This is a genomic window from Paeniglutamicibacter psychrophenolicus (genome assembly GCF_017876575.1).
Classification (GTDB): domain Bacteria; phylum Actinomycetota; class Actinomycetes; order Actinomycetales; family Micrococcaceae; genus Paeniglutamicibacter; species Paeniglutamicibacter psychrophenolicus.
This window is the reverse complement of sequence record NZ_JAGIOE010000001.1, coordinates 505,814-531,267: the sequence shown is the minus strand read 5'-3', so window position 1 is coordinate 531,267 and position 25,454 is coordinate 505,814. Positions and strand designations below refer to the sequence as shown.

Below are 25,454 nucleotides of genomic sequence, written 5' to 3'. Positions count from 1 at the left end.
CGGGTTCGCCTGCCGCCAGGACGCGGCAACGCCCAGCTGCCGCACTCCCCACCGCGCTCCAGACTGTGGCACTCTAGACCGTGGGTAGAAACGCCCCCCTCGACCGGTCTATTGCCGACCCCAGAACCAGGAGCCCTCGTGGATTCGAAAGATGTCAGCGCCGATTTGGCGCATGTCCTCTACACCAAGGAAGAAATCCAGGCCAAGATCGATGAGCTTGCCGCCCGGATCGACGCCGACTACGAAGGCCGGGACATCCTGGTTGTAGGCGTCCTCAAGGGCGCAGTGATGGTCATGGCCGACCTGGTCCGTGCCCTGCACAGCCACGTCACCATGGACTGGATGGCGGTTTCCTCCTACGGTTCGGGCACGCAGTCCTCCGGCGTCGTGCGGATCCTCAAGGACCTCGACACCGACCTTTTGGGCAAGCACGTGCTGATCGTCGAGGACATCATCGACTCCGGCCTGACCCTGTCCTGGCTGCTGGCCAACCTGCAGTCCCGCGGCCCGGCCTCGGTGGAAATCTGCACCCTGCTGCGCAAGCCGGAGGCCGCCAAGGTGGAGATCGACGTGAAATACGTCGGCATGGAGATCCCCAACGAATTCGTCGTTGGCTACGGCCTGGACTTCGATGAGCGCTACCGCAACCTGGACTTCATTGGCACCCTGGCCCCGCACGTCTACCAGTAGCGGACGGCACCCCAGCCTTCCACCGCATCACGCACCAAAATGCGGTGCGCCATGGCCGTTTCCGGTTCCCCGGGGACGGCCATTGGCGTTCTTACGCCCAAAGGGGAACTTATCGCCTTGCCCATCCGTGGGTACCGAAGAGGGCGTTTACTTATTAACGTGTAGCAAGTACCGGCGTCGCCCAAGGCGCCCGGGCCGGCATGGGCCCGAAAGCAGGAGGGATGGGGAGGGACCCCCAATCAATGAACGCGAAAAAGATCTTTAACAGCTGGATCGTCTGGGTGCTGCTGGGTGCCGCGGTGCTGCTGATTTTCCTGCCGACGCTCTTGGGCGGAAACTCCGGGCGCATCGACACCTCCCTGGGCATGCAATTGCTCAAGGACGACAAGGTCTCCGAGGCGAAGATCTTCGACGGCGAGCAGCGCGTGGATCTCACGCTGAAGCAGCCGCTGAACATCGACGGCGCGGACAAGGGCAAGAACGTCTCGTTCTTCTACTCCATCCCGCGCGGAACCCAGGTCGTTGACGCGGTCAACGAAGCCAACCTGACCGGCTACACCGACCAGCCCGTGCAGAACAACTGGTTCACCTCGATGCTTGGCTTCATGATCCCGATGATCCTGATCGTCGGCCTGTTCTGGTTCATCCTGTCCCGTTCCCAGGGCGGCGGATCCAAGGTCATGCAGTTCGGCAAGTCCAAGGCGAAGCTGATCACCAAGGACATGCCCCAGGTGACCTTCGTCGACGTGGCGGGCGCCGAGGAGGCCGTGGAGGAACTCCACGAAATCAAGGAATTCCTGCGCGAACCGGGCAAGTTCCAGGCCGTCGGTGCCAAGATCCCCAAGGGCGTGCTGCTCTACGGCCCTCCGGGCACCGGCAAGACCCTGCTGGCCAAGGCCGTCGCCGGCGAGGCCGGCGTGCCGTTCTATTCCATTTCCGGTTCCGACTTCGTCGAGATGTTCGTCGGCGTGGGCGCCTCGCGAGTCCGCGACCTCTTCGAGCAGGCCAAGAACAACTCCCCTGCCATCATCTTCGTTGACGAGATCGATGCGGTGGGCCGCCACCGCGGCGCCGGCATCGGCGGCGGCAACGACGAGCGCGAACAGACCCTCAACCAGCTCCTGGTCGAGATGGACGGCTTCGACGCCACCACCAATGTCATCCTGATTGCCGCGACCAACCGCGCCGACGTGCTTGACCCGGCGCTGCTGCGCCCGGGCCGCTTCGACCGGCAGATCCCGGTGGAGGCACCGGACATGATCGGCCGCGAGCAGATCCTCAGGGTCCACGCCCAGGGCAAGCCGATGGCCACCAACGTGGACCTCAAGGCCGTGGCGAAAAAGACGCCAGGTTACACCGGCGCCGATTTGGCCAACGTGCTCAACGAGGCCGCGCTGCTCACCGCCCGCTCCAACGCCCAGCTGATCGACGACCGCGCCCTGGACGAGGCCATCGACCGCGTCATGGCCGGCCCGCAGAAGCGCAGTCGGTTGATGAAGGAACACGAGCGCAAGATCACCGCGTACCACGAGGGCGGCCACGCCCTGGTTGCGGCGGCCATGCGCCAGACCGCACCGGTCACCAAGGTCACCATCCTGCCGCGCGGCCGCGCCCTGGGTTACACCATGGTGGTCCCGGACGACGACAAGTACTCGGTGACCCGCAACGAGCTGCTCGACCAGATGGCCTACGCCATGGGCGGGCGCGTGGCCGAGGAGATCGTCTTCCACGACCCCTCCACCGGCGCCTCCAACGACATCGAAAAGGCCACCGCGACGGCCCGCGCCATGGTCACCGACTACGGCATGTCCGAGCGCATCGGCGCCGTGAAGCTGGGTTCCTCCTCCGGGGACGCCATGTACGGCCAGCCCGCCAGCCGCAACTACTCCGACGCCATGGCCAACGTGGTCGACGAGGAAGTGCGTTCGCTGATCGACACCGCGCACGACGAGGCCTACGCCGCGCTGACCGAGAACCGCCACGTGCTGGACCGCCTGGCGCTGGCCCTGCTGGAGCACGAAACGCTGAACCAGAAGGAAATCGAGGAGCTCTTCCACGACCTGGTCAAGCGCCCCGAGCGCGAGGTCTGGCTGAGCAAGGACTCCCGTCCGGTGCACGCTGCAGGACCGGTGCTTTCGGCCAAGGAAATCGCCTCCGAGGCGGCCGTGGCCAACGCCGCGGAAGCAGCGGACGGCACCTCGGGCGCTTCGGCCGGCGCGTAACCCAACGCACACACCAGCTAGGATCGGAAGCGTGAACGAGATCGATCAACTTGAAGACGACAACGCCCAGGGCGCCGGCGGCGTGGACCTGGTCCGCATCGAAAAGGCAGTCCGGGAAATCCTCTACGCCATTGGCGAGGACCCGGACCGCGACGGCCTGCTGGAAACCCCCAAGCGCGTGGCCAAGGCCTACGGCGAGTTTTTCGCCGGCCTGCACCAGGACCCGGCCGACCACCTGGGCACCACCTTCGACATCGAGCATGACGAATTGGTGCTGGTGAAGGACATCCCCTTCTACTCGACCTGCGAACACCATCTGGTGCCGTTCCATGGCACCGCCCACGTCGGCTACATCCCCGGCCCCGAGGGCAAGGTCACGGGGCTGAGCAAGCTGGCCCGCCTGGTGGAGGTCTTCGCCAAGCGCCCGCAGGTCCAGGAGCGGTTGACCACCCAGATCGTCGAGGCGCTCATGGAGCACCTGAACCCGCGCGGGGCGATGGTCGTCATCGAGTGCGAACACATGTGCATGTCCATGCGGGGCGTCCGCAAGCCGGGCGCCAAGACCGTCACCAGCGCGGTGCGTGGCCAGCTTCGCGAGCCCGCCACCCGCGCCGAGGCCATGAGCCTCATTCTCGGAAAGTAGGAAACCCCCCATGTCGCTTGGAGCGATCCCCGGAACCGGTCCGGCCACCAGCCCGCTGCCGGTCATCAAGAAATCAACGGCCCGCACCATGGCCGAACTGCCCACCGACCGCACCCTGGTCATGGGCATCCTGAACATCACCGAGGATTCCTTTTCCGACGGAGGCAAGTACGCCACCGCGGACGAGGCCATCAGCCACGGGCTGCGCATGTACTACGGCGGGGCCGACATCATCGACGTCGGCGGGGAATCCACCCGCCCCGGCGCCGAGCCGGTTGATCCGGCCGTGGAACAGGGCCGGATCCTTCCGGTCATCACGGCGCTGGCCAAGGCCGGGGCGATCATCTCGGTCGACACCATGCACACCTCCACCGCCCGCGCGGCCATGGCGGCCGGCGCGCACATCGTCAACGACGTCTCGGGGCTGACCCACGAGGCCGACATGCCCGCGCTGATCGCCGAAACCGGTGCCCCCTACGTGCTGATGCACCGCCGCGGGGACGCCGCCTCGATGACCACCGAGGCGAACTACACCGACGTCGTGGCCGAGGTCATCGAGGAACTGCTCGCGCTGCGCGAGACGTTCCTTGCCGCCGGGGTCGCCCCCGAGCAGCTGATCCTGGATCCGGGGCTCGGCTTCGCCAAGGACCACGAACACAACTGGGAGCTGCTGCGCGCCCTGGACAGCTTCACCGCCCTGGGCCACCGCGTCCTGGTGGGCACCAGCCGCAAGCGCTTCCTCGGTGCACTGCTGACCGTCGATTCCAAGCCCGCGGTGCCCACTGCCCGCGATGCCGCCACCGCGGCAACCAGCGCCCTGGCCGCGGCCAACGGAGCCTGGGGAGTGCGCGTGCACGACGTGCCGGGCAACCTGGACGCCGTCAAGGTCGCGACCGCGTGGTCCGCGGCCCGCGTCCCGGCACTCTAGGCAACGGGCGGGGCAGCAGCATGCGCACTGACACCATCACCCTGTCGGGCATCACCGCCATCGGGCACCACGGCGTCTTCGAGCACGAGAAGCGCGACGGACAGCCGTTCACCCTCGACGTGGTCCTGCACACCGACATCCGCAAGGCGGCGGCCAGCGACAACGTCGCCGACACCGCCCACTACGGGGAGCTCGGCGAGCTGGTGGTCGCCCAGATCCAGGCCGGGCCCTGGGACCTGATCGAGACGCTGGCGGAAAAGACCGCCGCGGCGATCCTGGCCGCCTTCGGCACGGTCTCGGGAGTCGAGGTCATCGTGCACAAGCCCAAGGCCCCGATCACGGTGACCTTTTCCGACGTCACCATCCACATCCACCGCGAACGGGAGTGAGCTCGATGGTTTCCTGCATCCTTGCCCTGGGCTCCAACCTGGGCGAACGTGCCGGAACGCTGCAGGCCGCGGTCACCTCCCTGGCCGCCACCGAGGGCATCGAGCTGGTGCGCCTCTCGGACACCGCGGTGACCAAGCCCGTGGGAGGGCCCGAGGGGCAACCGGACTTCCTGAACCTGGTGCTGCGCATCGAAACCACCCTGGCGCCGCGCCAGCTGCTGGCCGCCTGCCAGCAGATCGAGGCGGCCCACCACCGCACCCGCGAGGTCCGCTGGGGTCCGCGCACCCTTGACATCGACGTGATCACCTACGGGGAAGAAACCAGCTCGGATCCGGTGCTGACGCTTCCGCACCCGCGGGCAGCGGAACGCGGCTTCGTGCTGCTGCCGTGGTCCTGGATGGAACCGGACGCAATGCTGTCCGGGATCCCGGTCGCATCGCTGGCCGCCGCCGCGACCGACACACCCGGCATCGTTCGCGCCGAAGCGGGGGCCTAGGGCCATGAATTCCTTGCGGCCGCTGTGGGTCTTCACGGTGCTGGTCATCGGCGTGGTTGCCGGCTACGCCCTGCAGATCATTGCCACGACCCGGGGCTACCCGGTGCCGGTGTTGCACTGGACCTCGCTGGTGACCATGGGGGCAGCCTGCCTGCTCACCCTGGTCATGGGCATCCGCATCAAGCTGTTCACCTCCGGACGCAGCAAGAAGCGCGTGAACCCGATTGCCGCGGCCCGGACCCTGGTGTTGGCGCAGGCCAGCGTCTATGCCGGGTCCACGATCGCCGGATGGCACGCCGGGATCCTGTTGGGCCTGCTCACGGCCGCCGGACTGGGGTCGGAGGCGGTGAAATCATCCTTGGTGATGATCGGTGGCGCGCTGGTGATGGTTATCGTGGGATGGGTTGTGGAACAGTTCTGCAAGCTGCCACCGGAAGATCCATCGGACCCGGCGGCCAAGACCAAGGGCAAGGACGAGGAAGGCTATGCGGCAGGAACCAATTGACCCGGCCGGGATCCAATGGACGCGCGTGTCCCCGAGCTACGCGAAGGTCCGCATGGTGGGTTGGGCCATTGGCGCGTTGATCACGCTGCTGGTGCTCAGTGTCCCGCTGGTCCTGGTGCTGACCGGGGTGTGGGAGGGCTTCCCGCTGTGGCTGGCGATCGCCGCCCCCGCGGTGGTGGTGGCCGTCGAGGTCATCCGCCTGGTGCTGATCCCCCGCCAGGTCGCCGCGATCGGCTACGCCGAACGCGAGGACGACCTGCTGGTGCGCCACGGGTTGATGTTCCAGAAGGTGCTGGTGGTCCCCTACGGCCGGATGCAGTTCGTCGACGTGGCAGTGGGCCCGATCGACCGGATGCTGGGGCTGTGCAAGGTCAAGCTGCACACCGCGGCGGCCGATGCCACCGCGGAGATCCCCGGTTTGCCGGTGGCCGAGGGCACGCGCCTGCGCGAGCAGCTTGCCGCCCGCGGGGAATCGCGATTGGCCGGGCTGTGACTCCCGGACGCGCCTTGCCGGTCCCCGGTCCCGGGGAAACCGACGGGCAGGACACCCCGGAGGCGCCGTGGCACCGCGTGCACCCGGTCTCCCCGTTGGTGCGCGGCTGGATCGCGGTGGTGGCCATCGCCTTCGTCTACGGCCAAAACACCTTGTCCTCCTTCTTCGGCGAGGAGGAACCGAACCCCGGGCCCGACTTCATTTCCAGGACCCCGCTGATGGTTTCGCTGCTGGTCGGCGCCGGCATCCTGCTGCTGATCCTGCTGGGCTTCTTCGGCACCTGGTGGTTCACCAAGTACCAGATCACCGAGCGCCACGTAAACGTGAACACCGGCATGGTCTTCCGCCAGCAGCGCCAGGCCCGCATCGACAGGGTGCAGTCGATCGACATCGCCCAGCCGTTGGTGGCACGGATCTTCGGGCTTGCCGAGCTGCGCTTCGATGTCGCCGACTCGGGTTCCGCTGCGATGAACCTGGCCTTCGTGAAGCTCTCCGAGGCGCACCAGCTGCGCAACGAGATCCTGGCCCGCGCCGCCGGGCTGAAGGCGCCCGCGCCGCAGGCACCCCCGCTTCCCGCGCAACCGGATGCGGTCCCGGTTACCGGGCAGACCCCCGATCCCGCGGCACCGCAGGAAGCGGCCCTCGAGGCCCCGGCACCGGGATACGCCTCGGCTTCCGCCTCGCTGGCCGCCAGCGAGCGCGTGGTCGCCGTGGTGCCCACGGGCCGGCTCATCGGCTCCATCCTTTTGCGTCCCTCGACCATCTTGATGGTGCTGGGCATCATCGGGCTGGGCATCGCCATGTCCACCATCGAGGGGTTCGCGCCCTTCTACCTGCTGCCGGCCTTCCTGGGCATGGCCGGCGCGCTGTGGAACAACCTGAACACCGGCTACAACTTCAGGGCCGCCACCAGCGCGGACGGGTTGCGGCTGAGCTACGGGCTGCTGGACACCCGCCACCAGACGGTGCCGCCGGGCCGGGTCCAGGCCATCAAGGTCACCGCACCCTTCTTCTGGCGCCCCCTGGGCTGGTACCGGGTTGCGGTGAACGTCGCGGGCATCGGCGGCGGAGCGGCCAACGACGCCGAGCAACGCAGCGTGCTGCTGCCCGTGGGCAGCTACGAGGACGTGCTGGCGGTGCTCTCGGTGGTGCTTCCGGCCCCGGGCGTTGCCGCTCCGCGCGACTTCTTTGCCGCCGCCATCAACGGCTCCGGCACCGAGGGCGGATTCGTCGTTTCACCGCCCCGGGTCCGCCCGCTCTCGCCGTTGGCGCACAAGCGGCAGGGCTACGCGCTGACCGACACGGCGCTGGTGGCGCGCAACGGGGCGCTGCACCGGACCATCGCCATCGTGCCGCACGCCCGCACCCAGGGCCTGACGCTGAGCCAGGGCCCGTTGGCCAGGCGCTTCGGGGTGGTGGACCTGTCCCTGGCCACGATCGCCGGGCCCGTGGTGCCGCTGGTGCACCAGCTCGATGTCGCCTCGGGCCGGGAATTGTTCCTGGAACAGGCCGACCGCGCCGCGGCGGCACGCAGGCAAACCGATTCAAACCACTGGTTGGGGGACGCATGAGAAGCACGGGCAAGCCGGGACGGCTGGGGGTTGGGGTCATCGGCGCGGGGAAGGTCGGCGCCGTGCTCGGTGCCGCGCTGCGTGCAGCGGAGCACCAGATCGTTGGCGTCCATGCGGTCTCCGACGCCTCGCTCGAGCGCGCCGAAATGCTGCTGCCCGGCGTTCCGGTGCTGCAGATCCCGGAGATCCTGCGCCGTGCCGAACTGGTCATCCTGGCGGTTCCCGACGACGCGCTGGCGGATTTGGTCTCCGGGCTGGCCGCGGCCGGGCACTGGCAGGCCGGACAGCTGGTGCTGCACACCGCCGGGCGCTACGGAACCGAGGTCCTGGCCCCGGCCACGGCGGTCGGCGCCATCGGGCTTGCCGTGCACCCGGCCATGACCTTCACCGGGATGAGCATGGACCTGGATCGGCTGGCCGACTGCGTCTTCGGGGTCAGCGCATCGAACATGGTCCTGCCCATCGCCCAGGCGCTCGTGGTGGAAATGGGCGGAGAGCCGGTGGTGATCGCCGAGGAAGACCGGGTGAAATACCATGCCGCCCTGTCCCACGCCTCGAACCACCTGGTGACCGTGGCCGGGCAATCGGCTGGAATCCTGGCCGGCATCGGCGTCGAGCAACCCGAGCGGATGCTTTCTGCGCTCATGCGCGCCTCGCTGGAGAATGCGTTGGCCTCCGGGGAAGGCGCCCTGACCGGGCCGGTGGCCCGCGGGGATGTGCACACCATTGCCGCGCACCGCGCCGCGCTCTCGGACCCCTCGATCACCGAGGACACCCGGGAGGGCTATCTGGCGATGAGCCGGGCAACCGCGCTGCGCGCACACGCCCGCGGCCTGATCAGCAGCCAAACCCTCGAAGGGATCCTGGCCGCGCTGGGAAAATAGGACCGACGGCCACCTCCCGCGACGTCCCAAAGCTAAGCTGGGATGGTGAGCACACCAGCAAATTCCGCCAGCCGCGCCCTCCGCATCGTTCGTACCGCCGCCGAGCTCTCGACGGCCATTGTCCAGGCGCTCGAGGGGCTGGCGCCGGGAAACAGCCCGGCGGCCCTCGGGCTGGTGCCCACCATGGGGGCCCTGCATTCGGGGCACGAATCGCTGGTGTCCACCGCCCGGGAGCAAAACGACGTGCTGGTGGTCAGCATCTTCGTCAACGAATTGCAGTTCAATGACCGGGCCGACTTCGAGCGCTACCCGCGCACCCTGGACGCCGACATCGAGATCCTGGCGCGTGCCGGGGCCGACATCGTCTTTGCCCCCGAGGTGTCGACGGTCTATCCCGACGGCCGTCCGCTGGTCAAGCTCGATTCCGGGGCCCTGGGCGAGAAGTTCGAGGGCGCCTCGCGTCCCGGGCACTTTGACGGGATGCTTGCGGTGGTTGCCAAGCTGCTTCACTTCTGTATGCCGCCGGCTTCGTTGGGGGTCCCCGTTGCCTACCGTGCCTACTTCGGACAGAAGGACGCCCAGCAGCTGGTGCTGATCAACCGCATGGTGGCGGACCTGAACTATCCGGTCGAGATCCGCTCGGTGCCGATCATCCGCAGCGCAGAGGGACTGGCGCTGTCCAGCAGGAACCAGTTCCTCACCAAGGAGCAAGCGAAGGCCGCACTGGTGATCCACCGGGCACTGAACCTGGTCAAGGGGCGGGCCGACCGCCATGAACCGCTGTACCTGGAGGACGCCGCGGGGCTCTTCGAGATGGAACCGCTGGTGGAGCTGGACTACTTCGAACTTGTTGACCCGCGCACCTTGCAGGAGCTGGCCTTCAACTGCCAGGACACCCCGTTCACCGGCGAGGGCCTGCTGCTGGTTGCGGCGAAGGTCGGCAAGGTACGGCTGATCGACAACATGTCACTGGGCTACTGAGCACCAGGAAACGTGCGGGCTAGGCGAATTCCCAGCGTTGGGCAGCCTGCTGCAGTACCGAGCGGAAGCGGGCCAGGTCCGCGACGATCTCCGCGGCGCTTTGGCCGGCGGCGGAGAGTCCTGCGGATTGACCGGCATAGACCGGAGCCAAAGAAGGGTCTGCCTTCGCCCGGGCTTCGTTGATCGAGTCGGTCAGCGCGTCGCTTGCGTCGACCGTGGCGCCGAGCGCCTCGAGGTCTTCGGCCCAGTTGTCGCTGAAGTCGTTGCGCAGGGCCCTGCCGCCGTATTCCACCGGCCAGTCGATTCTCTGGGCGATGTCAAAGGCCCGCGTATAGATGGTGTCATCGATGCCGGCGGCCCCGATTGCATCCTTGATGTTCCGGTGGCTCATCGATTCCGTGGCCGCGGCAAAGCGCGTGCCGATCCAGGCCGCCGAAGCCCCTGCGCCCAGGACGGCCGCCACCCCGGCGGACGTTGCCAGTCCCCCCGCTGCGATCACCGGCTTGTTGGTCTTTTCCAGGGCCAGTTGCAGCAGGGGGAGCGTGGAGACTTCGTTCCGGCCGTGGCCCCCGCCCTCGTTCCCGCGGCAGATCACTACATCGATGTCGTCTTCGAGTGCGCGGGAGAGTTCGGCTGCATTGCCTACCTGCATCCCGGTCAATGCTCCGGATTCATGGACCAATGCAGCAGCAGGGCCCGGTTCGCCGAAGCTGATGCAGACGAAGGATGGACCGTGTTCCAGGACCTGTTCCAAGGGATCGAGGTTCTTGTCCAAGACCCAGGCCATCAGACCGGCTCCCCAGGGGCGACCGGAAGAAGCCGCAATTGCTGCCTCGCCGTCGATCCACTCCTTGGTGGTGTTTCCGCCAATGCCCAACATGCCAAAACCACCCGCTGCCGACACTGCTGCGGCCAGTGCGCCGCCGGCAGCCCCGGCCATGGAGGCATTGAAGATGGGTTCGGCATAACCAAGAACCTGCTGCAATTTCTTGGCGGGGTGAATGCTGACGGCTGTGTTCTCTGGAAGTTCAGGCATGTTTTTCAGTCTAGGACTGATGCAGCGTGGTTGTTGTGATGCAGCGCTCATAGGCCGATATTGGCGGATTGCGGGGATTCTCGAGTCAAAACCCGGAATCGCCCCCGTGTTTCCGCGGATCCAGGTGCCTGGACGGTGCAGGAGGGGCCCGTTTGGACATTCGGGCGGGTTGCGCGTAGAGTTGTTTCTCGCACCGAGCCCCGCAGCTTAGCCCGAAAGGGAGAGCCGCGGAAGGCGGATGCGAAGAATTCCAAATGAATTCCGGAAGTCGATTTGACTCCGGGTTTGAATGGGACTAAGCTTGAAAAGTTGCTCCAGAGCGAAGCGCCGGCAGGAAACGTCAGTCCGGGTCGTGGAAGTTGGAAGCGTCTGTTGTTTGAGAACTCAATAGTGTGCCAAATTTGTTGATACCAATTTATTTATTTTATTGGTGAATGGTTTCAGGGTCCGCACCCCCGTGTGGATGCCTGGGGCAATTTGCCGGGATTTTTTTACTTGGTGCAACCCGCAACCCTTTTTCCAGGGTCGTGTTGGTTGTGTCTGTATTTTTTTACGGAGAGTTTGATCCTGGCTCAGGATGAACGCTGGCGGCGTGCTTAACACATGCAAGTCGAACGATGACCCCCAGCTTGCTGGGGGGATTAGTGGCGAACGGGTGAGTAACACGTGAGTAACCTGCCCCTGACTTCGGGATAAGCCTGGGAAACTGGGTCTAATACCGGATATGCACCGTGGACCGCATGGTCCTTGGTGGAAAGACTTGTTGGTCAGGGATGGACTCGCGGCCTATCAGCTTGTTGGTGAGGTAATGGCTCACCAAGGCGACGACGGGTAGCCGGCCTGAGAGGGTGACCGGCCACACTGGGACTGAGACACGGCCCAGACTCCTACGGGAGGCAGCAGTGGGGAATATTGCACAATGGGCGAAAGCCTGATGCAGCGACGCCGCGTGAGGGATGACGGCCTTCGGGTTGTAAACCTCTTTCAGTAGGGAAGAAGCGAAAGTGACGGTACCTGCAGAAGAAGCGCCGGCTAACTACGTGCCAGCAGCCGCGGTAATACGTAGGGCGCAAGCGTTATCCGGAATTATTGGGCGTAAAGAGCTCGTAGGCGGTTTGTCGCGTCTATCGTGAAAGTCCGAGGCTCAACCTCGGATCTGCGGTGGGTACGGGCAGACTAGAGTGATGTAGGGGAGACTGGAATTCCTGGTGTAGCGGTGAAATGCGCAGATATCAGGAGGAACACCGATGGCGAAGGCAGGTCTCTGGGCATTAACTGACGCTGAGGAGCGAAAGCATGGGGAGCGAACAGGATTAGATACCCTGGTAGTCCATGCCGTAAACGTTGGGCACTAGGTGTGGGGGACATTCCACGTTTTCCGCGCCGTAGCTAACGCATTAAGTGCCCCGCCTGGGGAGTACGGCCGCAAGGCTAAAACTCAAAGGAATTGACGGGGGCCCGCACAAGCGGCGGAGCATGCGGATTAATTCGATGCAACGCGAAGAACCTTACCAAGGCTTGACATGTGCCAGACCGCCGTGGAAACACGGTTTCCCCTTTGGGGCTGGTTCACAGGTGGTGCATGGTTGTCGTCAGCTCGTGTCGTGAGATGTTGGGTTAAGTCCCGCAACGAGCGCAACCCTCGTTCCATGTTGCCAGCGGATAATGCCGGGGACTCATGGGAGACTGCCGGGGTCAACTCGGAGGAAGGTGGGGACGACGTCAAATCATCATGCCCCTTATGTCTTGGGCTTCACGCATGCTACAATGGCCGGTACAATGGGTTGCGATACTGTGAGGTGGAGCTAATCCCAAAAAGCCGGTCTCAGTTCGGATTGGGGTCTGCAACTCGACCCCATGAAGTCGGAGTCGCTAGTAATCGCAGATCAGCAACGCTGCGGTGAATACGTTCCCGGGCCTTGTACACACCGCCCGTCAAGTCACGAAAGTTGGTAACACCCGAAGCCGGTGGCCTAACCCCTTGTGGGAGGGAGCCGTCGAAGGTGGGACCGGCGATTGGGACTAAGTCGTAACAAGGTAGCCGTACCGGAAGGTGCGGCTGGATCACCTCCTTTCTAAGGAGCAACTAGCACCAGGCAATGGATCCTCAGTGGTTTGTTGCGGGTGTTCAGTGCTGCTCGCATCCACCACTTGTGTTGGTGGGCGAGTGCTCAAGGGTGGAATATCAACAAATCACGGCCGTCCATCGCTGGTGGATGGTCTTCTAGTACGCCCCCGGCTTGTCCGGTGGCTGGAACGGGGACCATTGATGAGCGCGGGTGGTCTTTGGCACACTGTTGGGTCCTGAAACAACAGGCCCCGGTCCCCTTGCGGGATCGGGTTTTGTTTTTTCAGTGTTCCCGCGCATGGCCTAAGCCGCATTGTTGCACCGTTTGGTGCGGGTGTTGGTGGTGGGTGTGACGGGGTTGTTGTTTGGGAACTGCATAGTGGACGCGAGCATCTTGTGAAACAGGATTGGCCGATGGCTCTTTTGGGTTGTTGGCCGGTTTGTTTGTTTTGCAAAGCAATTTCTTATGATAATGAATCTTGGTGCACATGCCCTCGGGTGTGTGTTTCCTTGGTTCTTTCGATTGTAATGTTTTAGCTCATGTAAAATTTTTGACCCTTGTTTGTGGTCAAGTTTTTAAGGGCGCACGGTGGATGCCTTGGCATTGGGAGCCGAAGAAGGACGTGGGAATCTGCGATAAGCCTGGTGGAGTCGATAACCGGACGTTGAGACCAGGATTTCCGAATGGGGAAACCCCATGCGGTGTCATGCCGCATGACCCGCAGCTGAACACATAGGCTGCGTGGAGGGAACGCGGGGAAGTGAAACATCTCAGTACCCGCAGGAAGAGAAAACAAAAGTGATTCCGTTAGTAGTGGCGAGCGAACGCGGATGGGGCTAAACCGAGCCATGTGTGATAGCCGGCGGGCGTTGCATGGTCGGGGTTGTGGGACTTTTACATACCAGTTCTGCCGGACTGGTGAAGTGAGGTGCGGGCGCATAGGCGAATCGGCTTGAATGCCGGACCATAGAGGGTGAGAGTCCCGTAGTGCGAATGCGTTCCGCCGCTTTGTGAGAGCATCCCAAGTAGGACGGGGCCCGAGAAATCCCGTTTGAATCCGCCAGGACCACCTGGTAAGCCTAAATACTACCCAATGACCGATAGCGGACAAGTACCGTGAGGGAATGGTGAAAAGTACCCCGGGAGGGGAGTGAAATAGTACCTGAAACCGTGCGCTTACAATCCGTTGGAGCCTCCTTGTTGGGGTGACAGCGTGCCTTTTGAAGAATGAGCCTGCGAGTTAGTGTTACGTCGCGAGGTTAACCCGTGTGGGGAAGCCGTAGCGAAAGCGAGTCTGAATAGGGCGAGTCAGTGGCGTGATCTAGACCCGAAGCGAAGTGATCTACCCATGGCCAGGTTGAAGCGCGTGTAAGAGCGCGTGGAGGACCGAACCCACTTCAGTTGAAAATGGAGGGGATGAGCTGTGGGTAGGGGTGAAAGGCCAATCAAACTTCGTGATAGCTGGTTCTCCCCGAAATGCATTTAGGTGCAGCGTTGCGTGTTTCTTGCCGGAGGTAGAGCTACTGGATGGCTAATGGGCCCTACAAGGTTACTGACGTCAGCCAAACTCCGAATGCCGGCAAGTGAGAGCGCAGCAGTGAGACTGTGGGGGATAAGCTTCATAGTCGAGAGGGAAACAGCCCAGAACGCCAACTAAGGCCCCTAAGCGTGTGCTAAGTGGAAAAGGATGTGGAGTTGCGAAGACAACCAGGAGGTTGGCTTAGAAGCAGCCACCCTTGAAAGAGTGCGTAATAGCTCACTGGTCAAGTGATTCCGCGCCGACAATGTAGCGGGGCTCAAGCACACCGCCGAAGTTGCGTCATTCACATATTTGGCAGGCCTTCGTGGTCCAGCCGTGTGGATGGGTAGGGGAGCGTCGTGTGGGCAGTGAAGTCGCGGTGTAAACCAGCGGTGGAGCCCACACGAGTGAGAATGCAGGCATGAGTAGCGAATGACGGGTGAGAAACCCGTCCGCCGAATGATCAAGGGTTCCAGGGTCAAGCTAATCTGCCCTGGGTAAGTCGGGACCTAAGGCGAGGCCGACAGGCGTAGTCGATGGACAACGGGTTGATATTCCCGTACCGGCGAAAAACCGCCCATATTGACCTGGTGATGCTAACCACCCCAAGTGCCCACCATCCTTCCTTCGGGAAGGGTACCGGGTGTGCGGCGTGGGACCCGAACCAGGGAGGTAAGCGTATTAACAGGTGTGACGCAGGAAGGTAGCCGAGCCAGGCAATGGAATTGACCTGGTCCAAGGATGTAGGGCGAGTCATAGGCAAATCCGTGACTCATGATGCCTGAGACCCGATAGGCGCCCCCCCTGGGGGGTGATTCGGTGATCCTATGCTGCCAAGAAAAGCATCGACGCGAGGTTTTAGCCGCCCGTACCCCAAACCGACACAGGTGATCAGGTAGAGAATACTAAGGCGATCGAGAGAATCATGGTTAAGGAACTCGGCAAAATGCCCCCGTAACTTCGGGAGAAGGGGGGCCTGCCCCGTGATGGAACCTTGCGTTCCGGAGCGGGTGTGGGCCGCAGAGACCAGGGGGAAGCGACTGTTTACTAAAAACACAGGTCCGTGCGAAGTCGCAAGACGATGTATACGGACTGACTCCTGCCCGGTGCTGGAAGGTTAAGAGGACCGGTTAGCTCTTCGGAGCGAAGCTGAGAATTTAAGCCCCAGTAAACGGCGGTGGTAACTATAACCATCCTAAGGTAGCGAAATTCCTTGTCGGGTAAGTTCCGACCTGCACGAATGGAGTAACGACTTCCCCGCTGTCTCAACCATGAACTCGGCGAAATTGCACTACGAGTAAAGATGCTCGTTACGCGCAGCAGGACGGAAAGACCCCGAGACCTTTACTATAGTTTGGTATTGGTGTTCGGTGCAGCTTGTGTAGGATAGGTGGGAGACGTTGAAGCCAGGACGCCAGTTCGGGTGGAGTCATCGTTGAAATACCACTCTGGCTGTACCGGTCACCTAACTTCGGCCCATGATCTGGGTCAGGGACAGTGCCTGATGGGTAGTTTAACTGGGGCGGTTGCCTCCTAAAGAGTAACGGAGGCGCCCAAAGGTTCCCTCAGCCTGGTTGGCAATCAGGTGTCGAGTGTAAGTGCACAAGGGAGCTTGACTGTGAGAGCGACAGCTCGAGCAGGGACGAAAGTCGGGACTAGTGATCCGGCGGCACGTTGTGGAACGGCCGTCGCTCAACGGATAAAAGGTACCTCGGGGATAACAGGCTGATCTTGCCCAAGAGTCCATATCGACGGCATGGTTTGGCACCTCGATGTCGGCTCGTCGCATCCTGGGGCTGGAGTAGGTCCCAAGGGTTGGGCTGTTCGCCCATTAAAGCGGTACGCGAGCTGGGTTTAGAACGTCGTGAGACAGTTCGGTCCCTATCCGCTGCGCGCGCAGGAAATTTGAGAAGAGCTGTCCTTAGTACGAGAGGACCGGGACGGACGAACCTCTGGTGTGTCAGTTGTACTGCCAAGTGCACCGCTGATTAGCTACGTTCGGAAGGGATAACCGCTGAAAGCATCTAAGCGGGAAGCCCACTTCGAGATGAGATTTCCACGCCACCTTGTGTGGCGAGAGGCCCCCAGCCAGACCACTGGGTTGATAGGCGGGATGTGGAAGCGAGGACCAAAGACTCGTGAAGCTGACCCGTACTAATAGGCCGACAACTTCAACCACAAACACCACACCTTGCGTGTGGCAAGATACGCTGCGTCCACTATGCGGTCCCGAAACAACAACCCCTTGTTTTCGCGGAACCACAACAACAACAACCACTATTGTGGTCGTACCCCAATTTTACCCACCCCCCCTGCCCTTCACCGGAGCCGGGGATGCGGTTGAGAAGGTTACGGCGGTCATAGCGTGGGGGAAACGCCCGGTCCCATACCGAACCCGGAAGCTAAGACCCACCGCGCCGATGGTACTGCACTCGGGAGGGTGTGGGAGAGTAGGTCACCGCCGGACAACTTGTCCCGGAACCCCCAGGCCCCTGGCCCGGGGGTTCCGATGCTTAACGCCCGTTGCGGCCCCCGGCACCCGCCGGGGGCCGCACCCCGTTAACCACCCGCCCCGGCGGCCGGCACCACGCGCAACGATAGGCACCGGGCCACCCGACCGCCCCACGCGCAACGATAGGCACCGGGCCACCCGACCGCCCCACGCGCAATCAGATCGCGGCCGGATTTTGTGCCAAGAGACTGACCCTCCGCAAGCACATCCCAACGGCACCGTGATGCTTCGCATCCGCGGAGGTCGGATGTGACCTTCGGCAGAACCGGACTGAACGCCCAGGTCAAACCGATCACCGCAGGACAGAGTTGTTGGCGGCCATGGGAAAGTGCCCTCTGTCGAAAATCATCAAGTCATAGTATTTGCTATGCATGGCTACGAGGGTTGCCCGCCAGAGGCTTGCCCAAACGCTCGAGGACACTGGCACATGGGTAGTGGATTTCCGCCCGGGACATGTGGAATCCAGCTACGAGTCTGTTCCCCATCGGCCATCGGCACGGAAGTAGACCAACATGACCGGTGCGTCTCGACAAACCGGTCCTTCCCCGTAATGGCAACGAATCCAAGCCGGCACGTGCCGGCGCTGACTTGTGCCCGGCCCTGACCAGGCACAACCCTTGTTGGCGACGATTCAACGCAGTGCGTGGATGCCTTTTACCCGAACGCATTCCACCCGTTGACAGCGAATGGTGCACACGCGGATGACCATTAGGGAATATTTGACTCTTTGAGAGCCACCAATATTGCCGTTCAGAGCCACCCCGCCAAAACGCGAGCATTGTCCTTCAGGGCCGCCACTAGCCCCTTTGAGAGCCGTCAGTATCGCGTGTGGGGACCATCCCGGGAAGACAGTAATATTCTCCAGGGGTACCACTTTGCCGTCGGCTTGTGGCTGGCCCCACGACGTGAGTCGGCCCGGCCTCGACCGATTCTCCCGACTGGTCAGCACAACAGGCTACTGGGCACCGCGAAGCTCTGGAAGTGCACTGCGGACTCCATTCTGCCGACGATCGGCGGGCTGTTGCCGAAGAGCGCTACCGGGAAGCATCTCTGCAAGCGGATCGAGTCTTGGGAACGCTGATGCGGCTCGACCTCGCCGATGTTCTGCAGGCAGTTTCCATAGAATGACTGCCGCCATCGGCTGGGCTTCGGCGGCGACGCCGAAGCGAACATGAGCCGGATCACTCACAACGCCATCTGAAGGGAAACCGGAAGGTACAACTTGCGCGAGAAGATCGGTGCCGTTCAGCTCTGGAAGGATCCGTTGGAGTCCGGTGGCTCCCCCCGCCCGGGGTGGTACTGGCTCTCAACGGCGATATTGGTGGCACTGACAGGCAATATCCGGTGGCTCTCAAACCTCCGGATATTCAACCACTGGCATGTGGCCATAAATGGGCTCAGCTTGGCCGCATGTGGGCATCTCCTGATGACCACATTCAGACAACCCTGCGCGTACCAGCGTCAGGCCGCGGCACTCTGCTTCCAGATCTTCTGCATCCCGCGCTGGCCCGGATTTACCCAGACCGTATAGGGACTGATCACTCGGAATGACGTGACTGCTTGGACGTGGAGTGTTTGCTTTTACCGAGCGCGTTGGTTGACGATGGCGGCGCAGCCTTGGATGCCGAAGGATTGGGTGGGTTTGGTCGTCATTGTGTCGCAATCGTCGGCAATGCTGCCGCGTACGTGGCAACAATCGTCGGTGTCGTCATCATCGTGACGCCCGTTTCAGAGCACGGCAAAGCGCAATCACGTCAGATATTCAGGCCGCAGTCGACAACAACCGAGAGGATTGTGGATCGGCCCCGTAGCGGGTGCCCGCATCCATAGCCAAGACTGTCGGCATGGCCATTTCGCCTTTGAATTCCCGACAGCCTAGTCACCACTGGGGGAGTCCTTGGGAACAGGGAGCGGCAAAGCTCTACTTCAGTCCTGGCGGTGGCAGGATGTCTGCGTGGTAGCTACCGGGCACTCTCGGTGTAAATTCTCCGTCAGCTGTCGAATCGCTATCTATGCGGCGGCCCGTCAATCCGGTTGAGAATTGCAGCAAAGCAGCTGTGGAGTCATTGCTTTTGGCGTCGGACTCCCTTATTACCGGAACTCCGTGGCCAGGAACGTATGAGGGATCGCCTCGGCGTCGGAGAGGCGGCCCAACGCTTGCTCTGGAAAAGTGCTCGAGCTCGGCGCCAACGCGGTGTAGTTAGCCCGCAGTGAGCCAATCGAACTCCGTCACAACCTAGAGCAAATGCCGGATGCGCGTATGGCGTGTACCGAAGACTGTGTGGGCGAACTTGAAACCGGTATGGGCTGCCCGTGGCATGTTCTGGGAATAGTAGGCTCGTGGGATCCCGATCGCCATCCCCGGTAGTCTACGACCGACGTGAAGACCAGGCTGGCAGGCATCTACGACTTCAATGCTCTCGTGCTTGCATTGCTGGATCGGCGCGGGGTTCGGATCCGAGCTGGAGGACCGTTGCTGATTTCGAGGAACCGATGTACCGGGTGGCTCCCAAAGCTCGTGGACAACCCAACAAAGGGTGGGGGACTTTTCTGCCTGGGCCCTGTTCAGTCTGTTGCTCAAGGAATTCCTGCTGTAGCTGAATGAAACTCTCCTGAGCTACCTATCGTCCTGAATCGTGCAGTCTGCCTGCGCTTGAATACGGGGATGGCGGCATGGCGCGGATCACTTATTGCTGTTTCCGCCAATTGGCCTCATGCGGCCCAACGATGGTGACTCCTTCCCTTTGTTTGTATGGGTTCTTGGAGCAGTAAGTGGTGGTAACCGCCGATTTGCGGTGGTGGGAAATGGTGTGTATAGTTTTCTAAGTCGCCGCGAGGGACACAGCGGGAAAGCCGCTGGAGGAATCGCCGGGCGACCGAAATCTCTACCAAAACCCCCACCCAATGTTTCCCGGTTGCCTTGTGCGCCGGAAACGACGGCGGGAACCGCATGTTAGACCAGATCGGGCCGGAAACGGTGGATTTGCGTCGGGACACGCGGTGGGGTAAGGTAGACAAGTTGCTCCAGAGCGAAGCGCCGGCAGGAAACGTCAGTCCGGGTCGTGGAAGTTGGAAGCGTCTGTTGTTTGAGAACTCAATAGTGTGCCAAATTTGTTGATACCAATTTATTTATTTTATTGGTGAATGGTTTCAGGGTCCGCACCCCCGTGTGGATGCCTGGGGCAATTTGCCGGGATTTTTTTACTTGGTGCAACCCGCAACCCTTTTTCCAGGGTCGTGTTGGTTGTGTCTGTATTTTTTTACGGAGAGTTTGATCCTGGCTCAGGATGAACGCTGGCGGCGTGCTTAACACATGCAAGTCGAACGATGACCCCCAGCTTGCTGGGGGGATTAGTGGCGAACGGGTGAGTAACACGTGAGTAACCTGCCCCTGACTTCGGGATAAGCCTGGGAAACTGGGTCTAATACCGGATATGCACCGTGGACCGCATGGTCCTTGGTGGAAAGACTTGTTGGTCAGGGATGGACTCGCGGCCTATCAGCTTGTTGGTGAGGTAATGGCTCACCAAGGCGACGACGGGTAGCCGGCCTGAGAGGGTGACCGGCCACACTGGGACTGAGACACGGCCCAGACTCCTACGGGAGGCAGCAGTGGGGAATATTGCACAATGGGCGAAAGCCTGATGCAGCGACGCCGCGTGAGGGATGACGGCCTTCGGGTTGTAAACCTCTTTCAGTAGGGAAGAAGCGAAAGTGACGGTACCTGCAGAAGAAGCGCCGGCTAACTACGTGCCAGCAGCCGCGGTAATACGTAGGGCGCAAGCGTTATCCGGAATTATTGGGCGTAAAGAGCTCGTAGGCGGTTTGTCGCGTCTATCGTGAAAGTCCGAGGCTCAACCTCGGATCTGCGGTGGGTACGGGCAGACTAGAGTGATGTAGGGGAGACTGGAATTCCTGGTGTAGCGGTGAAATGCGCAGATATCAGGAGGAACACCGATGGCGAAGGCAGGTCTCTGGGCATTAACTGACGCTGAGGAGCGAAAGCATGGGGAGCGAACAGGATTAGATACCCTGGTAGTCCATGCCGTAAACGTTGGGCACTAGGTGTGGGGGACATTCCACGTTTTCCGCGCCGTAGCTAACGCATTAAGTGCCCCGCCTGGGGAGTACGGCCGCAAGGCTAAAACTCAAAGGAATTGACGGGGGCCCGCACAAGCGGCGGAGCATGCGGATTAATTCGATGCAACGCGAAGAACCTTACCAAGGCTTGACATGTGCCAGACCGCCGTGGAAACACGGTTTCCCCTTTGGGGCTGGTTCACAGGTGGTGCATGGTTGTCGTCAGCTCGTGTCGTGAGATGTTGGGTTAAGTCCCGCAACGAGCGCAACCCTCGTTCCATGTTGCCAGCGGATAATGCCGGGGACTCATGGGAGACTGCCGGGGTCAACTCGGAGGAAGGTGGGGACGACGTCAAATCATCATGCCCCTTATGTCTTGGGCTTCACGCATGCTACAATGGCCGGTACAATGGGTTGCGATACTGTGAGGTGGAGCTAATCCCAAAAAGCCGGTCTCAGTTCGGATTGGGGTCTGCAACTCGACCCCATGAAGTCGGAGTCGCTAGTAATCGCAGATCAGCAACGCTGCGGTGAATACGTTCCCGGGCCTTGTACACACCGCCCGTCAAGTCACGAAAGTTGGTAACACCCGAAGCCGGTGGCCTAACCCCTTGTGGGAGGGAGCCGTCGAAGGTGGGACCGGCGATTGGGACTAAGTCGTAACAAGGTAGCCGTACCGGAAGGTGCGGCTGGATCACCTCCTTTCTAAGGAGCAACTAGCACCAGGCAATGGATCCTCAGTGGTTTGTTGCGGGTGTTCAGTGCTGCTCGCATCCACCACTTGTGTTGGTGGGCGAGTGCTCAAGGGTGGAATATCAACAAATCACGGCTGTTCATGTTGTGGTTGCCGTCTCCAGTACGCTCGCTTGCGGGTTGGAAGAGGATGGTGGCTGCGGGGTGGATGGTCTTTTGGCACACTGTTGGGTCCTGAAACAACAGGCCCCGGCGTTTTCGCTGCCCCCTTTGCGGGGTGCGCGGAGGGCCGGGTTTTGTTTTTTCAGTGTTCCCGCGCATGGCCTAAGCCGCATTGCTGCACCGTTTGGTGCGGGTGCCGGTGGTGGGTGTGACGGGGTTGTTGTTTGGGAACTGCATAGTGGACGCGAGCATCTTGTGAAACAGGATTGGCCGATGCCCTTTTGGGTTGTTGGCCGGTTTGTTTGTTTTGCAAAGCAATTTCTTATGATAATGAATCTTGGTGCACATGCCCTCGGGTGTGTGTTTCCTTGGTTCTTTCGATTGTAATGTTTTAGCTCATGTAAAATTTTTGACCCTTGTTTGTGGTCAAGTTTTTAAGGGCGCACGGTGGATGCCTTGGCATTGGGAGCCGAAGAAGGACGTGGGAATCTGCGATAAGCCTGGTGGAGTCGATAACCGGACGTTGAGACCAGGATTTCCGAATGGGGAAACCCCATGCGGTGTCATGCCGCATGACCCGCAGCTGAACACATAGGCTGCGTGGAGGGAACGCGGGGAAGTGAAACATCTCAGTACCCGCAGGAAGAGAAAACAAAAGTGATTCCGTTAGTAGTGGCGAGCGAACGCGGATGGGGCTAAACCGAGCCATGTGTGATAGCCGGCGGGCGTTGCATGGTCGGGGTTGTGGGACTTTTACATACCAGTTCTGCCGGACTGGTGAAGTGAGGTGCGGGCGCATAGGCGAATCGGCTTGAATGCCGGACCATAGAGGGTGAGAGTCCCGTAGTGCGAATGCGTTCCGCCGCTTTGTGAGAGCATCCCAAGTAGGACGGGGCCCGAGAAATCCCGTTTGAATCCGCCAGGACCACCTGGTAAGCCTAAATACTACCCAATGACCGATAGCGGACAAGTACCGTGAGGGAATGGTGAAAAGTACCCCGGGAGGGGAGTGAAATAGTACCTGAAACCGTGCGCTTACAATCCGTTGGAGCCTCCTTGTTGGGGTGACAGCGTGCCTTTTGAAGAATGAGCCTGCGAGTTAGTGTTACGTCGCGAGGTTAACCCGTGTGGGGAAGCCGTAGCGAAAGCGAGTCTGAATAGGGCGAGTCAGTGGCGTGATCTAGACCCGAAGCGAAGTGATCTACCCATGGCCAGGTTGAAGCGCGTGTAAGAGCGCGTGGAGGACCGAACCCACTTCAGTTGAAAATGGAGGGGATGAGCTGTGGGTAGGGGTGAAAGGCCAATCAAACTTCGTGATAGCTGGTTCTCCCCGAAATGCATTTAGGTGCAGCGTTGCGTGTTTCTTGCCGGAGGTAGAGCTACTGGATGGCTAATGGGCCCTACAAGGTTACTGACGTCAGCCAAACTCCGAATGCCGGCAAGTGAGAGCGCAGCAGTGAGACTGTGGGGGATAAGCTTCATAGTCGAGAGGGAAACAGCCCAGAACGCCAACTAAGGCCCCTAAGCGTGTGCTAAGTGGAAAAGGATGTGGAGTTGCGAAGACAACCAGGAGGTTGGCTTAGAAGCAGCCACCCTTGAAAGAGTGCGTAATAGCTCACTGGTCAAGTGATTCCGCGCCGACAATGTAGCGGGGCTCAAGCACACCGCCGAAGTTGCGTCATTCACATATTTGGCAGGCCTTCGTGGTCCAGCCGTGTGGATGGGTAGGGGAGCGTCGTGTGGGCAGTGAAGTCGCGGTGTAAACCAGCGGTGGAGCCCACACGAGTGAGAATGCAGGCATGAGTAGCGAATGACGGGTGAGAAACCCGTCCGCCGAATGATCAAGGGTTCCAGGGTCAAGCTAATCTGCCCTGGGTAAGTCGGGACCTAAGGCGAGGCCGACAGGCGTAGTCGATGGACAACGGGTTGATATTCCCGTACCGGCGAAAAACCGCCCATATTGACCTGGTGATGCTAACCACCCCAAGTGCCCACCATCCTTCCTTCGGGAAGGGTACCGGGTGTGCGGCGTGGGACCCGAACCAGGGAGGTAAGCGTATTAACAGGTGTGACGCAGGAAGGTAGCCGAGCCAGGCAATGGAATTGACCTGGTCCAAGGATGTAGGGCGAGTCATAGGCAAATCCGTGACTCATGATGCCTGAGACCCGATAGGCGCCCCCCCTGGGGGGGTGATTCGGTGATCCTATGCTGCCAAGAAAAGCATCGACGCGAGGTTTTAGCCGCCCGTACCCCAAACCGACACAGGTGATCAGGTAGAGAATACTAAGGCGATCGAGAGAATCATGGTTAAGGAACTCGGCAAAATGCCCCCGTAACTTCGGGAGAAGGGGGGCCTGCCCCGTGATGGAACCTTGCGTTCCGGAGCGGGTGTGGGCCGCAGAGACCAGGGGGAAGCGACTGTTTACTAAAAACACAGGTCCGTGCGAAGTCGCAAGACGATGTATACGGACTGACTCCTGCCCGGTGCTGGAAGGTTAAGAGGACCGGTTAGCCCCTTGTGGGCGAAGCTGAGAATTTAAGCCCCAGTAAACGGCGGTGGTAACTATAACCATCCTAAGGTAGCGAAATTCCTTGTCGGGTAAGTTCCGACCTGCACGAATGGAGTAACGACTTCCCCGCTGTCTCAACCATGAACTCGGCGAAATTGCACTACGAGTAAAGATGCTCGTTACGCGCAGCAGGACGGAAAGACCCCGAGACCTTTACTATAGTTTGGTATTGGTGTTCGGTGCAGCTTGTGTAGGATAGGTGGGAGACGTTGAAGCCAGGACGCCAGTTCGGGTGGAGTCATCGTTGAAATACCACTCTGGCTGTACCGGTCACCTAACTTCGGCCCATGATCTGGGTCAGGGACAGTGCCTGATGGGTAGTTTAACTGGGGCGGTTGCCTCCTAAAGAGTAACGGAGGCGCCCAAAGGTTCCCTCAGCCTGGTTGGCAATCAGGTGTCGAGTGTAAGTGCACAAGGGAGCTTGACTGTGAGAGCGACAGCTCGAGCAGGGACGAAAGTCGGGACTAGTGATCCGGCGGCACGTTGTGGAACGGCCGTCGCTCAACGGATAAAAGGTACCTCGGGGATAACAGGCTGATCTTGCCCAAGAGTCCATATCGACGGCATGGTTTGGCACCTCGATGTCGGCTCGTCGCATCCTGGGGCTGGAGTAGGTCCCAAGGGTTGGGCTGTTCGCCCATTAAAGCGGTACGCGAGCTGGGTTTAGAACGTCGTGAGACAGTTCGGTCCCTATCCGCTGCGCGCGCAGGAAATTTGAGAAGAGCTGTCCTTAGTACGAGAGGACCGGGACGGACGAACCTCTGGTGTGTCAGTTGTACTGCCAAGTGCACCGCTGATTAGCTACGTTCGGAAGGGATAACCGCTGAAAGCATCTAAGCGGGAAGCCCACTTCGAGATGAGATTTCCACGCCACCTTGTGTGGCGAGAGGCCCCCAGCCAGACCACTGGGTTGATAGGCGGGATGTGGAAGCGAGGACCAAAGACTCGTGAAGCTGACCCGTACTAATAGGCCGACAACTTCAACCACAAACACCACACCTTGCGTGTG

12 protein-coding genes and 5 rRNA genes are annotated in these 25,454 nt (G+C 61.3%); 16 read left to right on the top strand and 1 reads right to left on the bottom strand.

What is annotated here, in order from left to right; all coding sequences use genetic code 11:
* Positions 1-138 precede the first annotated feature (138 nt).
* The 11 genes from hpt to panC all read left to right on the top strand — a co-directional run bounded on the left by hpt (position 139) and on the right by panC (position 9,803).
* Positions 139-690, top strand: a complete 552-nt coding sequence (gene hpt, locus JOF46_RS02245) for a hypoxanthine phosphoribosyltransferase (protein WP_113765026.1) — start codon at positions 139-141, stop codon at positions 688-690.
* 242 nt (positions 691-932) lie between these two features.
* The gene (gene ftsH, locus JOF46_RS02240; RefSeq protein ID WP_209905831.1) at positions 933-2,912 is read left to right on the top strand and encodes an ATP-dependent zinc metalloprotease FtsH; all 1,980 of its coding nucleotides are present in this window, start codon (positions 933-935) and stop codon (positions 2,910-2,912) included.
* A gap of 31 nt (positions 2,913-2,943) precedes the next feature.
* Complete coding sequence (folE, locus tag JOF46_RS02235) at positions 2,944-3,555, top strand: GTP cyclohydrolase I FolE (RefSeq protein WP_113765028.1); 612 nt, start codon at positions 2,944-2,946, stop codon at positions 3,553-3,555.
* A gap of 10 nt (positions 3,556-3,565) precedes the next feature.
* Positions 3,566-4,483 (top strand): dihydropteroate synthase, encoded by a 918-nt coding sequence (gene folP / locus JOF46_RS02230; RefSeq protein ID WP_209905830.1) that lies wholly within the window; start codon positions 3,566-3,568, stop codon positions 4,481-4,483.
* Between the two features lie 20 nt (positions 4,484-4,503).
* A complete protein-coding gene (folB, locus tag JOF46_RS02225) occupies positions 4,504-4,872 on the top strand; it encodes a dihydroneopterin aldolase (protein WP_209905829.1) in 369 nt (122 codons plus the stop codon).
* A 5-nt stretch (positions 4,873-4,877) separates the two neighbouring features.
* Positions 4,878-5,369, top strand: a complete 492-nt coding sequence (folK, locus tag JOF46_RS02220) for a 2-amino-4-hydroxy-6-hydroxymethyldihydropteridine diphosphokinase (protein ID WP_209905828.1) — start codon at positions 4,878-4,880, stop codon at positions 5,367-5,369.
* 4 nt (positions 5,370-5,373) lie between these two features.
* Entirely contained in the window at positions 5,374-5,874 is a 501-nt protein-coding gene (locus JOF46_RS02215) for a DUF3180 domain-containing protein (RefSeq protein ID WP_209905827.1), read from the top strand.
* A complete protein-coding gene (locus JOF46_RS02210) occupies positions 5,855-6,367 on the top strand; it encodes a PH domain-containing protein (RefSeq protein ID WP_209905826.1) in 513 nt (170 codons plus the stop codon). The genes JOF46_RS02215 and JOF46_RS02210 overlap by 20 nt, the downstream gene beginning before the upstream one ends.
* Positions 6,364-7,938 carry a PH domain-containing protein gene (locus JOF46_RS02205; protein ID WP_209905825.1) on the top strand — a complete coding sequence of 525 codons (1,575 nt, stop codon included), beginning with the start codon at positions 6,364-6,366 and terminating at the stop codon, positions 7,936-7,938. The genes JOF46_RS02210 and JOF46_RS02205 overlap by 4 nt, the downstream gene beginning before the upstream one ends.
* The gene (locus JOF46_RS02200; protein ID WP_209905824.1) at positions 7,935-8,822 is read left to right on the top strand and encodes a Rossmann-like and DUF2520 domain-containing protein; all 888 of its coding nucleotides are present in this window, start codon (positions 7,935-7,937) and stop codon (positions 8,820-8,822) included. Before JOF46_RS02205 ends, JOF46_RS02200 begins: the two co-directional genes overlap by 4 nt.
* A 45-nt stretch (positions 8,823-8,867) precedes the next feature.
* Positions 8,868-9,803, top strand: a complete 936-nt coding sequence (gene panC / locus JOF46_RS02195) for a pantoate--beta-alanine ligase (protein ID WP_342592336.1) — start codon at positions 8,868-8,870, stop codon at positions 9,801-9,803.
* 19 nt (positions 9,804-9,822) lie between these two features.
* Here panC and JOF46_RS02190 read toward each other — a convergent pair whose 3' ends face one another.
* Positions 9,823-10,839 (bottom strand): NAD(P)H-dependent flavin oxidoreductase, encoded by a 1,017-nt coding sequence (locus JOF46_RS02190; RefSeq protein ID WP_209905822.1) that lies wholly within the window; start codon positions 10,837-10,839, stop codon positions 9,823-9,825.
* 549 nt (positions 10,840-11,388) lie between these two features.
* Here JOF46_RS02190 and JOF46_RS02185 point away from each other — a divergent pair.
* The 5 genes from JOF46_RS02185 to JOF46_RS02165 all read left to right on the top strand — a co-directional run bounded on the left by JOF46_RS02185 (position 11,389) and on the right by JOF46_RS02165 (position 25,432).
* A 16S ribosomal RNA gene (locus JOF46_RS02185) occupies positions 11,389-12,914 on the top strand.
* A gap of 559 nt (positions 12,915-13,473) precedes the next feature.
* A 23S ribosomal RNA gene (locus JOF46_RS02180) occupies positions 13,474-16,605 on the top strand.
* A 172-nt stretch (positions 16,606-16,777) separates the two neighbouring features.
* Positions 16,778-16,894 (top strand): 5S ribosomal RNA (gene rrf / locus JOF46_RS02175).
* The 16S, 23S and 5S rRNA genes sit together here, the layout of an rRNA operon.
* 3,304 nt (positions 16,895-20,198) lie before the next feature.
* Positions 20,199-21,724: ribosomal RNA gene (locus tag JOF46_RS02170) — 16S ribosomal RNA — on the top strand.
* Between the two features lie 574 nt (positions 21,725-22,298).
* Positions 22,299-25,432, top strand: a 23S ribosomal RNA gene (locus tag JOF46_RS02165).
* The last annotated feature ends 22 nt before the right edge of the window (positions 25,433-25,454 follow it).